The following is a 12,913-nucleotide window of genomic DNA, read 5'->3' on the forward strand; positions in this document are numbered from 1 at the left end:
CATTGTTTAGAAAGGAAAGCATGTGACAAAACAAGCTTTTAAAGAAGAATTTTTTAGAATCTTATTCTTCCTAAGTGCAGCAACTGCAGTTATTGCTATCTTGCTTATCTGTGTTTTCATTTTCATGAATGGCTTCCCATTTATTGGGAAATACGGAGCTAGCAATTTTTTATTTGGTAAAGAGTGGTCTCCCTCTAATAGTCCTGCAAGTTTTGGGATTTTGCCCATGATTTTGGGGTCTTTCTTCATTACTATTGGTGCCATTATTATTGGTGTTCCGACGGGAATTTTAACCTCTATTTTTATGGTATATTATTGCCCTAACCAGTTGTATACCTTTTTAAAGTCCTCAGTTAACTTAATGGCAGCTATTCCTTCCATTGTTTATGGCTTTTTTGGCTTACAATTATTAGTTCCTTGGATTAGAACTTTCGCTGGCAATGGGATGAGTGTTTTAACAGCTTCTATTCTATTAGGGATAATGATCTTACCAACTATTATTAGTTTGTCAGAATCAGCTATTCGTACTGTGCCAGTTACTTACTATTCTGGAAGTCTGGCACTTGGTGCAAGTCATGAAAGAACTATTTTTAGGGTAATCTTGCCAGCAGCAAAATCAGGGATTCTCTCAGCAATTATTTTAGGAATAGGTCGCGCTATTGGGGAGACAATGGCAGTTATTCTTGTTGCAGGTAATCAACCGATTATTCCAAGTGGGATTTTTGAAGGAACAAGAACAATGACCACAAATATTGTTTTAGAAATGGCCTATGCTTCTGGTCAACATAGAGAAGCCTTAATTGCCACCTCGGCAGTGCTCTTTATCTTTATTTTACTTATTAATGCCTGTTTCGCATACGTGAAAGGAAAATCAATTCATGAGTAAATATCTTTTAAAAGGATTGGTTTATCTTTTTACCATCCTCACTTTTGGCTCACTCTTTCTGATTATTGGCTTTATTTTACTAAACGGTTTACCAAGTATTACACCTAAATTATTTGAATGGACCTATACATCTGATAATGTTTCCTTAATGCCAGCTATTGTGTCAACACTTGTTTTAGTTTTTGGTTCCCTTTTAGTTGCCTTGCCAATTGGTGTTTTTGCTGGATTTTATCTAGTTGAATATGCAAAAAAAGGATCTATTTGGGTTAACATTATTCGGATTGCCGCTGACACACTTTCAGGAATTCCGTCAATTGTATTTGGACTCTTTGGCATGCTTTTCTTTGTAATCTTTCTCGGTTTCCAATATTCACTGCTATCTGGTATTTTGACTTCTGTTATCATGGTTTTACCAGTAATTATTCGGGCAACAGAGGAAGCCCTACTAGCAGTTAATGATAGTATGCGCCAAGCAAGTTATGGCCTCGGTGCAGGTAAATTACGAACAGTATTTAAAATCGTCCTTCCTGTGGCCATGCCAGGAATTCTTGCGGGGGTTATTCTAGCAATTGGTCGTATTGTGGGAGAAACAGCAGCCCTTATGTATACCTTAGGGACTTCTACTAACACACCGACTAGTCTTATGGCTTCTGGTCGTTCATTAGCCCTGCACATGTATATGCTGTCAAGTGAGGGCTTACATGTGAAAGAAGCTTATGCTACAGGGGTTATCTTAATTATCATTGTCTTAATAATTAATACTATTTCGAGTTTATTGTCTCGTTATCTTGTGAAAGGAGCATCCTAAGTATGGGAACTTTTTCCGTAAAAAATTTAGATTTATACTATGGGGGTTTTAAAGCCCTTAAAAATATTTCGATTGAGCTTCCTCAAGGAGAAATCACTGCCTTAATAGGACCTTCTGGCTGTGGCAAATCAACCTTCTTAAAAACATTGAATCGGATGAATGATTTAGTAGCAGGTTGCCATATTGAAGGTCAAGTTACTCTTGACGGAAAAGATATTTATGACAAAGATATGAACCTCAACACCCTTCGAAAACGTGTTGGTATGGTTTTTCAACAGCCAAATCCCTTTGCGATGTCCATTTATGATAATGTAGCCTATGGTCCCAGAACCCATGGTATCAAAGATAAAGCGAGCCTAGATGCCCTCGTTGAAAAATCATTAAAAGGAGCTGCTATCTGGGATGAAGTTAAAGATGACTTAAAGAAGAATGCCATGTCACTTTCTGGCGGACAACAACAACGGATTTGTATTGCAAGAGCATTAGCTGTAGAACCGGACGTCCTCCTTATGGATGAACCTACTTCAGCATTAGATCCCATTTCAACCCTAAAAATCGAAGATTTGGTTCAAAATTTGAAAAAGGATTACACCATCATTATTGTGACCCATAATATGCAACAAGCTTCTCGTATCTCCGATAAAACAGCATTTTTCTTAACAGGAGAAGTTTGTGAATTTGGAGATACCCTTGATATTTTCACTAATCCTCAAGATAAACGAACAGAAGACTACATTTCTGGACGCTTTGGATAGAGAAAGGACATACCATGAGAGATCAATTTGAGTTAGAATTACAAGAGCTAGAGCAACTTTTTTTGGAAATGGGAACAGCCGTCCTAGAGTCAGCTTCAAAAGCCTTACTTGCATTAGCTGCTAAAGATACAACCATGGCGGAGCTGATTATAAAAGAAGACAAGTTGATTAACCAAGCACAGTTGAAGATAGAATTAGCTTGTGCTCGCCTCTTAGCTCTGCAACAACCACAAGTGACAGATTTACGGTTTGTCTTAACGATTATGTCAGCTTGCTCTGACTTAGAACGAATGGGTGACCATATGGCAGGAATCGCTAAAGCAGTTTTGAACTTAAAAGAATCAGATGCCTTAGCTGTGATAGAAGAGCGCATCCATGAAGCTGGCCAGAAAGCTCTTAAGATGATGTCAGATTTACTAATAGTCTTTCCCAGTCATGATGCAGATAAGGCCGTTGCCATTGCTAATCAAGACCAGGCTATTGACAACTTGTACTACGCCATCTCACGAGAAATACTGACGGTCATGAAAGAACAAGAAACTTCCATTCGAAATGGAGCGCAATACCTCTATATGATTGGGCATGTGGAACGTTTTTCGGACTATATTTCTAATATTTGTGAACGTCTCGTCTACCTTGAAACAGGAGAGCTTGTTGAATTAAACTAATAAGGGACGCTGAAGGTGTCTTAGATTGAAGAAAAGCCTGATTTCATTAACAGGTTTTTTTGGTGAAAGCATAATTAGGTAGCTGGGACGGGAGATCAAACAGTCAGAGAAATAACTGTTTGGGCATCTAAAGGAACGCCATACCTAAAGCTTAAGCCTAAGGTCTAAAGATTTTTCAATGCCAGAAAGGATAAGTTTGGGGCATTTTGCTAGCCCGTAAAGTATTGGTTTGCTTACCTTTTGCGGGCAAGTCTTGCTAGAAGACAGGATGACGTCTGACACTAGTGTATGGTAAAAGTCGTTGCTACTTACTAAAAATCTACTTTGTCTACTTTTGAGATACTAAAAGACTCTTTTTATCTTTCACAAAAACAATTTTAATGATGTAAAGCAAGGAAATGTTAATTTAGTTCTAATAGTTAATTTATATTAAATAAATTACATTGAAATCAGCAAATAAGAATGTTATAGTAAAAGGTATCAAATAATGGACGACGCTAAAAAAATAAAACCTCTAAAGAAAGGGAATAAGAGTGAAAAAAGTCATTTTAGTAAGTGCAGCAGCGCTTACGATGGGAACAGTAGTATTAGGAACAGTAGGGACAGTAGAGGCGAATATATATGATAACTCTGATTGGACACCTGTTCAATCACATATTAGGGAAAAAAATGCCAAAAGAAAACGTGCAAAATCAGAAGGAGCAAAAAGAATAATAAGTCTTGAGGCAATGGTATCACATGATACTGATAAGTATATTTATGAAATTGTGACAGGATATATTAATCAGATTAAGAGAGCTAATACTGTAGAGGAAGTAAACAACCTTTATGACCAAGCCAAAAGTGAATACGAAACATACCTTTCAGAATAATTTTCTGCCCCTTAATGTTGTTTAACTATTAGCCTAGTTTTTACTAGGTTTTTTAATTCCCATTTTTTAAATGGTATGGCTAAAAATAGCTCTGTTGTTAACTAAAAAGGAGAGAGTTCTAGTCTTTAAGCCTTTCCCAAAATAAGTTGTGGTATAATATGACTACTATGGAAAAAAATATTATTGAATACATTTCAAATGATTTACAATTGTCACAAAAACAAATTGAATCCGTCTTAGCTTTGACAGCTGAAGGGAATACCATTCCTTTTATTGCACGTTACCGTAAGGAAGTAACAGGGAATCTTGATGAGGTCATGATAAAAGCCATCATTGATCAAGAAAAATCCCTAAGGAATTTACAGGAACGAAAAGAAACAGTTCTAGCTAAAATTCAAGAGCAGGGCAAATTGACAGATAGCTTAAAAGCTAGTATTCTAGCTGCTGAAAAATTAGCTGATGTGGAAGAACTCTATCTTCCTTATAAAGAAAAACGTCGCACAAAGGCCACTATTGCAAGAGAAGCTGGACTCTTTCCGCTGGCGCGGCTTATTCTTCAAAATGCTAATAACTTAGAAAAAGAAGCAGAAGGATTTGTGTGCGATACCTTTCCAAACCTTGAATCAGTCTTGTCTGGCGCTATTGATATTCTTGTTGAAGCCATGTCAGAAGATGTCAAACTTCGTTCTTGGGTATACAATGAAATTTGGACTTATTCATCAATTACGTCCCAAGTTAAAGATAAAACATTAGATGACAAACAGGTTTTTCAGATTTATTATGACTTTGCAGATAAAGTTTCAAAAATGCAAGGTTATCGAACGTTAGCACTTAACCGTGGGGAAAAACTAGGGATTCTAAAGGTTGGCTTTGAGCATCATTTTGATAAGATGATCCGCTTTTTTAGTGTTCGTTTCAAAGAAAAAAATGGTTATATTGAAGATGTTATTCAGCAAACAATAAAGAAAAAAATTGTACCTGCAATGGAAAGACGAATCCGAACCGAGTTGACAGAAGCAGCAGAAGATGGGGCAATTACCCTATTTTCAGAAAACCTTCGTCACCTTTTACTGGTGTCGCCACTTAAAGGGAAAATGGTTTTAGGGTTTGACCCAGCCTTTCGAACAGGGGCTAAATTAGCCGTTGTCGACCAGACTGGTAAATTAATGACAACACAGGTCATTTACCCGGTGGCTCCTGCCAGTCAAGCCAAGATTGCTCAAGCTAAAAAAGATTTAGCAGCTCTCATCTCGGATTATAAAATTGAAATCATCGCCATTGGTAATGGAACAGCTAGTCGCGAAAGCGAAGCCTTTGTAGCAGACGTATTGAAAGATTTCCCAAATTGTTCATATGTTATTGTTAATGAAAGCGGTGCTTCTGTTTACTCTGCTTCTGAATTGGCAAGGCATGAATTTCCGGACTTAAGCCTTGAAAAACGCTCGGCTATTTCCATTGCAAGAAGGCTTCAGGATCCTTTGGCAGAATTAGTCAAAATTGACCCCAAATCCATTGGTGTAGGACAGTATCAACACGATGTGAGCCAGAAAAAACTTTCTGATAATTTAGACTTCGTTGTGGATACAGTGGTTAACCAAGTTGGCGTTAACTTGAATACAGCGAGTTCAGTACTCTTGTCTCATGTTTCTGGTTTAAATAAAACCATTTCTGAAAATATCGTCAAATATCGAGAAGAAAATGGTCGTATTAAATCACGTGCTGAAATCAAGAAAGTTCCCCGTCTCGGTGCAAAAGCTTTTGAACAGGCCGCGGGCTTTTTAAGGATACCTAACGCTGAAAATATATTGGACAATACTGGTGTTCACCCAGAATCTTATCCAGCTGTGAAAGAACTTTTTAAACGGTTAGCCATTAGTGATTTGGATGATCAGGCACGCGCTAAGCTGAAAAGTATTGATATGAAGACAATGTCGCAAGATTTGGGGATTGGTCTTGAAACCTTGACAGACATTATTAATGATTTATTGAAACCCGGAAGAGACTTACGAGATGATTTTCAAACTCCTGTCCTACGTCAAGATGTCTTGGACTTAAAAGATTTAATCATCGGGCAAAAACTGGAAGGCACTGTGCGTAATGTTGTTGATTTCGGAGCTTTTGTAGATATTGGTGTGCACGAAGATGGTCTTATCCATATTTCTGAGATGAGTCAAACTTTTGTTAATCATCCTAGCCAAGTTCTTTCAGTCGGTGATGTGGTCACCGTTTGGGTTTCAAAAATTGATTTAGATCGTCACAAGGTAAATCTTTCCTTAATTGCGCCAAATGAATCTCACTAAGTATGTTCAAGTCGTTTCATTAGAAGATTTTGGCAAACCATTTCGACATCAAGCGGTATGGAATAGGCGCTTACGCTCGACTGGAGGACGTTTCTTTCCGCGAGATGGTCATCTTGATTTTAATCCCCAACTCTATCAAGAGTTCGGTGAACCCATCTTTCGCCAAATTGTCCGTCATGAGCTTTGTCACTATCATCTTTACTTTGAGAAAAAAGGATACCGACATCAAGATAAAGATTTCAAGGAGCTCTTAAGAAAAGTTGACGGCTTAAGGTTTGCACCCAAGAGCCAGCAAAAAGTGACTTACAAGTGTTATCAATGTCAGAATTGTCTACAGATTTATCAACGGAAGCGACGAATCAATACTAAAATCTATTTTTGTGGTCGCTGTCGTGGCCGACTACTTGAAATAAATCAGTCAAAAGGCTGATTTATTTTTCTCCTGGTAAGGATTATAATACTATTATCGAAGATAAAAGGAGTTTTATCATGGAAAGCAAATTCTATAAACAAAGGAAAAACAGTTTAATTGCAGGTGTTGTAGCAGGCTTGGCTGACAAATATGGCTGGGACTTAGCCATTGCCCGTGTCTTAGCGGCCCTTTTAATGTATTTTTCAGGTTTTGGACTAGTCATTTATATCTTACTAGCTATCTTCCTTCCTTATAAAGAAGATTTAATTGGTAGGAATGACGGGGCTAATGGTCCGCGTAAACGTAAAAATGCTGATCCAGCCAATGATAATGACGATGGCTGGTTTTGGTAAGAATAAGGCATAAACATAGATCAAATAAACAGGATAGATTTATGATTTTTAATGAAGCTATGAATATCTGCTAGAGTCTTTATTAGTTTAATAAAGGCTTTTTACTTATAGTTGTCTTAGGAAAATCCTAATTTTACAAGTCTTTGCTAGAGTTAAGGTTTTATCTTATGTTATAATGTAAAAAAGGAGAATTTATGACTGTAACAGTAAAAATGCTTGTTGATAGGCTTCGCTTAGAAAAGATATACAGTACTGATGACCTTCTGACCAAGGAAATCACAACCTCAGATATTTCAAGACCAGGACTTGAAATGACAGGCTATTTTGATTATTATTCCCCAGAACGAATTCAGCTTTTTGGGATGAAGGAATGGTCATATTTGACTAAGATGACCGCACATAATCGTTATTCTGTTTTGAAGGAAATGTTTAAAAATGACACTCCTGCAGTCATTATTGCTCGAGATTTATCTGTCCCTGAAGAAATGGTTCAAGCGGCAGAAGAAGAAGGTATCGTGTTACTAAGAAGCAAGGTGTCGACCAGTCGTCTTTCTGGAAGTATCTCTTACTATTTAGATTCCTTGTTAGCTGAAAGAACTAGTGTTCACGGTGTGCTAATGGATATTTATGGTATGGGTGTTCTGATTCAGGGTGATTCTGGTATAGGTAAAAGCGAAACAGGTTTAGAGTTAGTTAAACGTGGTCATCGCCTTGTTGCTGATGATCGGGTAGATGTCTATGCTAAAGATGAAGAAACCCTGTGGGGAGAGCCCGCCGAAATATTACGCCACCTACTTGAAATTCGAGGTGTGGGTATTATTGATGTTATGTCTTTGTATGGGGCGAGTGCGGTGAAGGATTCTTCTCAGGTGCAGCTAGCTATTTACTTGGAAAATTTTGAGGCAGGTAAAGTTTTTGACCGACTGGGAAATGGAAATGAAGAAATTGAATTCTCAGGAGTCAAGATTCCTCGGATTAGAATACCAGTTAAAACTGGTCGCAACGTTTCGGTTGTTATTGAATCGGCTGCTATGAATCATAGGGCCCGACAGATGGGCTTTGATGCCACCAAAACCTTTGAAGATCGGCTCACTCAATTAATTAGTAAGAATGAGGACATGTGATATGATTGATCCTATAGCGTTTCAAATTGGTCCGCTTGCTATTCACTGGTATGCTGTATGTATTATGACGGGCTTACTTCTAGCAGTTTACCTGACAACTAAAGAGGCCCCACGAAAAAACTTAAGCAGTGATGATATCATCGATTTTATTTTAATTGCCTTTCCTTTGTCTATTATAGGTGCAAGAATTTATTATGTTATTTTTGAGTGGTCATATTATTCACAACACCTTAATGAAATCTTAGCAGTTTGGAATGGTGGAATTGCTATTTATGGTGGTTTAATCACAGGGGTATTGGTCTTATTAGTCTATTCTTATTATAAGGTGATTAATCCTATTACCTTTTTAGATATTTCAGTACCTGGTGTCATGATTGCACAAGCTATTGGGCGGTGGGGTAACTTTATAAACCAAGAAGCGTATGGAAGAGCTGTTGATAACCTACATTATTTACCCCGTTTTATTCAAAAACAGATGTTTATTGATGGTCATTACCGGACACCGACATTCTTATATGAGTCACTTTGGAACTTTCTTGGCTTTGCCGTAATCATGGTCTTGCGACGTAAACCCGCTTTTTTAAAAGAAGGTGAGGTTATGGCTTTTTATCTCATTTGGTATGGGATTGGGAGATTGGTCATTGAAGGGATGAGAACAGACAGTTTGATGTTTCTCGGTTTTAGGGTATCACAATTAGTGTCAATTGTTTTAATGATTATTGGTTTAGTCTTTATCGTTATTAGACGTCAAAAAAAGGAAATTCCTTATTATCAAGCTTAAGGAAAAAAAGGAGAAAAACATGGATTTAGTTGGAATTGCACTTATTATTATTGCTTTAGCATTTGTTGCCTTAGTTATTTTTTTGATTCTGGTTCTGAAAAAAGTTTCTGAAACGATTGATGAAACGAAAAAAACAATTACTGTCTTAACCAGTGATGTGAATGTAACACTTTATCAAACCAATGAAATCTTGGCTAAAGCTAATGTATTAGTTGAAGATGTCAACGGTAAAGTAGCAACTATCGATCCTCTCTTTGTTGCTATTGCGGATCTTTCTGAAAGTGTTTCAGATCTTAATGTCCAAGCAAGAAATTTCGGTCACAAGGCAAGTTCAGCGACAAGTAAAGCCTCAACTATGAGTAAAGCAGCTATTGTTGGTAAAGTGGCCAGTAAACTATTTAATAAAAAAGGAGAAAAAGCATGAGTAAATTTTTGAAATCTTTAGTTATTGGTACAGCAACAGGTGTTGCCACAGCTTATTTTCTTAGTAGTGAAAAAGGTAAGGCACTCAAAGCGCGTGCAGAAAAAGCTTTTGAAGCTTATAAAGAAAATCCAGATGACTACCATCAAATGGTCAAAGAAAAAGGTTCTGAATATAGCAGTTTAGCTAAGGATACCTTTAATACCTATAAACATAAATTTGAAAATGGTGAGTTAACACCTGAGCAAGTTTTGGAAACTGTTAAGGAAACAACCAATCAATTCATACAAAAAGCTAGTCAATATTTTGCTGAACAAGCCAGTGATTCCTCTTCGGAAGCAGATGTCACATTATCAGAAGAGGATGTTATCATTAACTATGCTGACATCGAAAATCATTTATCGGCTACAGAGTCGGTAAAAACTAACGCCGTTGATGAAGATTTGGATAAGAAAAAAACCAGTGATTTAGAAGGAAGTACTCTTGGCACAGTAGATATAGAGGGGCCAATGTCATCAGAATCTTATTCAGAAACCCACAAATCATCAGAGTTATAAACAAAGATTTGATATAAAAAAGCGCCCCAGCAGCAGTGCTTGGAGTGCTTTTTTGTATCAAATGATATTATTCAGACAAGTTTACATTTGCTCTAGCTAAGGGAAAGCCTTGCCTGGTTACTACACTGACGTTATGAAAAAGGCCTTAGTTCAGTGTTATACGGAACTAGGGCCTTTGCCTTATGTGTTAGTCAGTTTTGTCCAATAGGACTTTTTAGGGTAGAAATGATTGTATTATTTTTGAAATTGCTAGGGTAGTTCCGTAGCTTAGTAAGCTAGAGAATAAGAAAGCCCATAAAGGAGCTAGGTGCATAGCGAGTAGGACAAATGCAAATAAAACAGTAACCATACTAAAAAATGCAATACGAGCAAAAAATAGTAGTTCTTCTAACTTTGATTTCTGACTACTAAGGTCTTGAAAATCTTGAAATTTGGGCTCGGAATCAATTGTTTGATTGAGGTAATCAAATTCATCTTGCTTTTTTAATGGTGATGGCATAGTCCTCTCCTTTCCTCTGAGATACTAAGTCATTTTAACATAAAAAAAGATTTTTGTCACTAAAATTTAAAAAATTTGCAAAATTAAGCACAATATCTCATTTTAGACAAGAAATATGCTCCAATTTTCTCTAAATTTGGTATAATTAATTCCTATGGAAAAAATAATCATTACAGCAACAGCTGAGAGTATTGAACAAGTTAAAGAACTTCTAGAAATTGGTGTGGATCGGATTTATATTGGTGAGGAAAATTATGGTCTACGCTTACCTTATAATTTTTCAGAAGCTCAAATGCGACACATTGCACAAATAGTCCACGAGGCCGGCAAAGAATTAACAGTCGCTTGTAATGCTTTGATGCATCAAGATATGATGGATCATATCAAGCCGTTTTTAGACTTAATGAAGGAAATCCAAGTCGATTACCTTGTTGTAGGAGATGCTGGACTTTTCTATGTCAACAAACGAGATGGCTACAATTTTAAATTGATTTATGATACATCAGTATTTGTGACTTCAAGTCGACAAGTTAATTTTTGGGGTGAACATGGTGCCGTAGAGACAGTCTTGGCTCGTGAAATCCCATCTGAGGAACTCTTTACCTTAGCAGATAATCTTGAATATCCTGCCGAAGTATTAGTTTATGGCGCATCTGTCATTCACCATTCGAAACGTCCACTTTTAGAAAACTATTATCATTTCACACATATTGATGATGAGGTTACAAGACAACGTGGCTTATTTCTTGCTGAGCCTAGTGATCAGGATAGCCATTATTCCATTTATCAGGATAAACACGGGACGCATATTTTTATGGACAATGATATCGATATGATGACCAAGCTTGGCCAGCTTTACGAGCACCGCTTAAGCCACTGGAAATTAGATGGTATTTATTGTCCTGGTTCAGAATTTGTCGCTATTTGTCGCTTATTTATCGAAGCCAAAAACTTGCTGGAGACTAACCAATGGAGCCTTGAAAAAGCAGAGCTATTGGATCAAAAGGTGAAAGCCTTACATCCAAAAGGGCGTGGCCTAGATACTGGTTTTTACGATTTTGATCCTAAGTTGGTCAAATGATTGCCTCATTTCTTCAAGAGTGAGTTTACTATTTCAGGGCTTGAAGAGATGATGCTTGATTCCTTTTAGATTTTATCTAACTATCTTGAAAATAGAAAGAATAAATGATGACACAATTGAAGAAAAGACCAGAGGTTTTGTCGCCTGCTGGGACACTTGAAAAATTAAAAGTTGCTATTGATTACGGTGCAGATGCCGTTTTTGTTGGAGGGCAGGCTTATGGCTTACGCAGTCGGGCAGGTAATTTCTCCATGGAAGAATTACAAGAAGGTATTGATTACGCACATGCTCGTAATGCTAAGGTCTATGTTGCTGCTAATATGGTAACGCACGAAGGAAATGAAAAAGGTGCTGGAGAATGGTTCCGACAGCTTCGTGATATGGGCTTGGATGCTGTCATTATTTCTGATCCCGCTCTTATCATTATTTGTTCAACAGAAGCTCCAGGATTAGAAATTCATTTATCCACCCAAGCATCATCAACCAACTATGAGACTTTTGAATTTTGGAAAGAGATGGGCTTAACACGAGTGGTTTTAGCCCGTGAAGTTAATATGGCTGAATTAGCTGAAATTCGTAAAAGAACCAAAGTAGAAATAGAAGCTTTTGTTCATGGGGCTATGTGTATTTCTTATTCTGGACGTTGTGTCCTTTCCAATCACATGAGTCACCGTGATGCTAATCGCGGCGGGTGCTCACAATCCTGTCGTTGGAAATATGACCTCTATGAGATGCCTTTTGGTTCTGAGCGGCGTTCTTTAAAGGGTGAAATTCCTGAGGAGTACTCCATGTCCTCTGTGGACATGTGTATGATTGACCATATACCAGATTTGATCGAAAACGGTGTTGATAGCCTTAAGATCGAGGGAAGAATGAAATCTATCCATTACGTGTCAACAGTAACAAACTGCTATAAAGCTGCGGTAGATGCCTATATGGAAAGTCCTGAAGCATTTTATGCTATCAAAGATGACCTAGTTGATGAACTGTGGAAGGTTGCCCAGAGAGAATTAGCAACTGGTTTTTATTATGGAACACCAACTGAAAATGAGCAATTATTTGGAGCGCGTCGTAAAATCCCACAATACAAATTTGTTGGTGAAGTGGTTTCATTTGACGAGACAAGTATGACAGCGACCATACGTCAACGAAATGTTATTCATGAGGGGGATAAGATCGAGTTTTATGGTCCAGGTTTCCGCCATTTTGAAACGATTGTTAAAGATTTACATGATGAAGAAGGTCAGAAAATAGATCGTGCTCCTAATCCAATGGCACTTTTAACGATTAGTTTACCCCAGCCTGTTAAAGCTGGTGATATGATAAGAGCGTGTAAGGAAGGCCTAGTCAATCTTTACCAGAAAGACGGTAGGAGCCAAACTGTAAGAGCATAAAA

At 37.5% G+C, this 12,913-nt stretch carries 15 protein-coding genes; 14 read left to right on the plus strand and 1 reads right to left on the minus strand.

Translation table 11 applies throughout. The features are described 5' to 3' along the window. Window positions 1-22 precede the first annotated feature (22 nt). From pstC to STRPS_RS07960, 12 genes are all read left to right on the plus strand, one after another. Entirely contained in the window at window positions 23-886 is an 864-nt protein-coding gene (gene pstC / locus STRPS_RS07905; protein ID WP_007892831.1) for a phosphate ABC transporter permease subunit PstC, read from the plus strand. Then, complete coding sequence (pstA, locus tag STRPS_RS07910; protein ID WP_007892930.1) at window positions 879-1,694, plus strand: phosphate ABC transporter permease PstA; 816 nt, start codon at window positions 879-881, stop codon at window positions 1,692-1,694. Before pstC ends, pstA begins: the two co-directional genes overlap by 8 nt. Window positions 1,695-1,696: 2 nt before the next feature. Continuing rightward, window positions 1,697-2,449: a phosphate ABC transporter ATP-binding protein PstB gene (pstB, locus tag STRPS_RS07915; RefSeq protein ID WP_007892819.1), complete on the plus strand. Its 753-nt coding sequence runs from the start codon at window positions 1,697-1,699 to the stop codon at window positions 2,447-2,449. A gap of 14 nt (window positions 2,450-2,463) precedes the next feature. Next, window positions 2,464-3,117, plus strand: coding sequence for a phosphate signaling complex protein PhoU (phoU, locus tag STRPS_RS07920; RefSeq protein ID WP_007892905.1), 654 nt, complete (start codon window positions 2,464-2,466; stop codon window positions 3,115-3,117). 533 nt (window positions 3,118-3,650) lie between these two features. After that, the gene (locus STRPS_RS07925) at window positions 3,651-3,989 is read left to right on the plus strand and encodes a hypothetical protein (RefSeq protein ID WP_007892924.1); all 339 of its coding nucleotides are present in this window, start codon (window positions 3,651-3,653) and stop codon (window positions 3,987-3,989) included. A gap of 167 nt (window positions 3,990-4,156) precedes the next feature. After that, entirely contained in the window at window positions 4,157-6,289 is a 2,133-nt protein-coding gene (locus STRPS_RS07930) for a Tex family protein (protein ID WP_037599018.1), read from the plus strand. Further along, on the plus strand, window positions 6,276-6,719 hold the full coding sequence (locus tag STRPS_RS07935) for a SprT family protein (protein ID WP_037598928.1): 444 nt from the start codon (window positions 6,276-6,278) through the stop codon (window positions 6,717-6,719). The genes STRPS_RS07930 and STRPS_RS07935 overlap by 14 nt, the downstream gene beginning before the upstream one ends. Window positions 6,720-6,778: 59 nt before the next feature. Continuing rightward, on the plus strand, window positions 6,779-7,054 hold the full coding sequence (locus STRPS_RS07940; protein ID WP_007892892.1) for a PspC domain-containing protein: 276 nt from the start codon (window positions 6,779-6,781) through the stop codon (window positions 7,052-7,054). 194 nt (window positions 7,055-7,248) lie between these two features. Further along, on the plus strand, window positions 7,249-8,178 hold the full coding sequence (gene hprK / locus STRPS_RS07945) for an HPr(Ser) kinase/phosphatase (RefSeq protein WP_007892908.1): 930 nt from the start codon (window positions 7,249-7,251) through the stop codon (window positions 8,176-8,178). A 1-nt stretch (window position 8,179) separates the two neighbouring features. Next, window positions 8,180-8,959: a prolipoprotein diacylglyceryl transferase gene (gene lgt, locus STRPS_RS07950; RefSeq protein WP_007892802.1), complete on the plus strand. Its 780-nt coding sequence runs from the start codon at window positions 8,180-8,182 to the stop codon at window positions 8,957-8,959. 19 nt (window positions 8,960-8,978) lie between these two features. Continuing rightward, window positions 8,979-9,383 (plus strand): DUF948 domain-containing protein, encoded by a 405-nt coding sequence (locus STRPS_RS07955; RefSeq protein ID WP_007892823.1) that lies wholly within the window; start codon window positions 8,979-8,981, stop codon window positions 9,381-9,383. Further along, on the plus strand, window positions 9,380-9,937 hold the full coding sequence (locus tag STRPS_RS07960; RefSeq protein ID WP_007892941.1) for a YtxH domain-containing protein: 558 nt from the start codon (window positions 9,380-9,382) through the stop codon (window positions 9,935-9,937). Before STRPS_RS07955 ends, STRPS_RS07960 begins: the two co-directional genes overlap by 4 nt. Window positions 9,938-10,151: 214 nt before the next feature. Here the strand turns inward: STRPS_RS07960 and STRPS_RS07965 are convergent, their stop codons facing one another. Beyond that, entirely contained in the window at window positions 10,152-10,436 is a 285-nt protein-coding gene (locus STRPS_RS07965; protein ID WP_007892934.1) for a DUF3270 domain-containing protein, read from the minus strand. Window positions 10,437-10,590: 154 nt separating this feature from the next. Here STRPS_RS07965 and STRPS_RS07970 point away from each other — a divergent pair, with 154 nt between their 5' ends. Both STRPS_RS07970 and STRPS_RS07975 read left to right on the plus strand, forming a co-directional pair. Continuing rightward, window positions 10,591-11,517 carry a peptidase U32 family protein gene (locus STRPS_RS07970; protein ID WP_007892937.1) on the plus strand — a complete coding sequence of 309 codons (927 nt, stop codon included), beginning with the start codon at window positions 10,591-10,593 and terminating at the stop codon, window positions 11,515-11,517. A 107-nt stretch (window positions 11,518-11,624) separates the two neighbouring features. Beyond that, complete coding sequence (locus STRPS_RS07975) at window positions 11,625-12,911, plus strand: peptidase U32 family protein (protein ID WP_172605002.1); 1,287 nt, start codon at window positions 11,625-11,627, stop codon at window positions 12,909-12,911. The last annotated feature ends 2 nt before the right edge of the window (window positions 12,912-12,913 follow it).

This window comes from Streptococcus pseudoporcinus LQ 940-04 (assembly GCF_000188035.1).
In the GTDB taxonomy this organism is placed as follows: Bacteria; Bacillota; Bacilli; order Lactobacillales; family Streptococcaceae; genus Streptococcus; species Streptococcus pseudoporcinus.

Excerpts from the sequence above, each read along its gene's own strand:
- STRPS_RS07940 (WP_007892892.1), top strand. The coding sequence starts at position 6,779 with ATGGAAAGCAAATTCTATAAACAAAGGAAAAACAGTTTAATTGCAGGT.
- STRPS_RS07965 (WP_007892934.1), bottom strand. The coding sequence starts at position 10,436 with ATGCCATCACCATTAAAAAAGCAAGATGAATTTGATTACCTCAATCAA.
- STRPS_RS07970 (WP_007892937.1), top strand. The coding sequence starts at position 10,591 with ATGGAAAAAATAATCATTACAGCAACAGCTGAGAGTATTGAACAAGTT.
- STRPS_RS07975 (WP_172605002.1), top strand. The coding sequence starts at position 11,625 with ATGACACAATTGAAGAAAAGACCAGAGGTTTTGTCGCCTGCTGGGACA.
- STRPS_RS07930 (WP_037599018.1), top strand. The coding sequence starts at position 4,157 with ATGGAAAAAAATATTATTGAATACATTTCAAATGATTTACAATTGTCA.
- phoU (WP_007892905.1), top strand. The coding sequence starts at position 2,464 with ATGAGAGATCAATTTGAGTTAGAATTACAAGAGCTAGAGCAACTTTTT.
- hprK (WP_007892908.1), top strand. The coding sequence starts at position 7,249 with ATGACTGTAACAGTAAAAATGCTTGTTGATAGGCTTCGCTTAGAAAAG.
- pstA (WP_007892930.1), top strand. The coding sequence starts at position 879 with ATGAGTAAATATCTTTTAAAAGGATTGGTTTATCTTTTTACCATCCTC.
- STRPS_RS07955 (WP_007892823.1), top strand. The coding sequence starts at position 8,979 with ATGGATTTAGTTGGAATTGCACTTATTATTATTGCTTTAGCATTTGTT.
- lgt (WP_007892802.1), top strand. The coding sequence starts at position 8,180 with ATGATTGATCCTATAGCGTTTCAAATTGGTCCGCTTGCTATTCACTGG.
- STRPS_RS07960 (WP_007892941.1), top strand. The coding sequence starts at position 9,380 with ATGAGTAAATTTTTGAAATCTTTAGTTATTGGTACAGCAACAGGTGTT.
- STRPS_RS07935 (WP_037598928.1), top strand. The coding sequence starts at position 6,276 with ATGAATCTCACTAAGTATGTTCAAGTCGTTTCATTAGAAGATTTTGGC.
- pstB (WP_007892819.1), top strand. The coding sequence starts at position 1,697 with ATGGGAACTTTTTCCGTAAAAAATTTAGATTTATACTATGGGGGTTTT.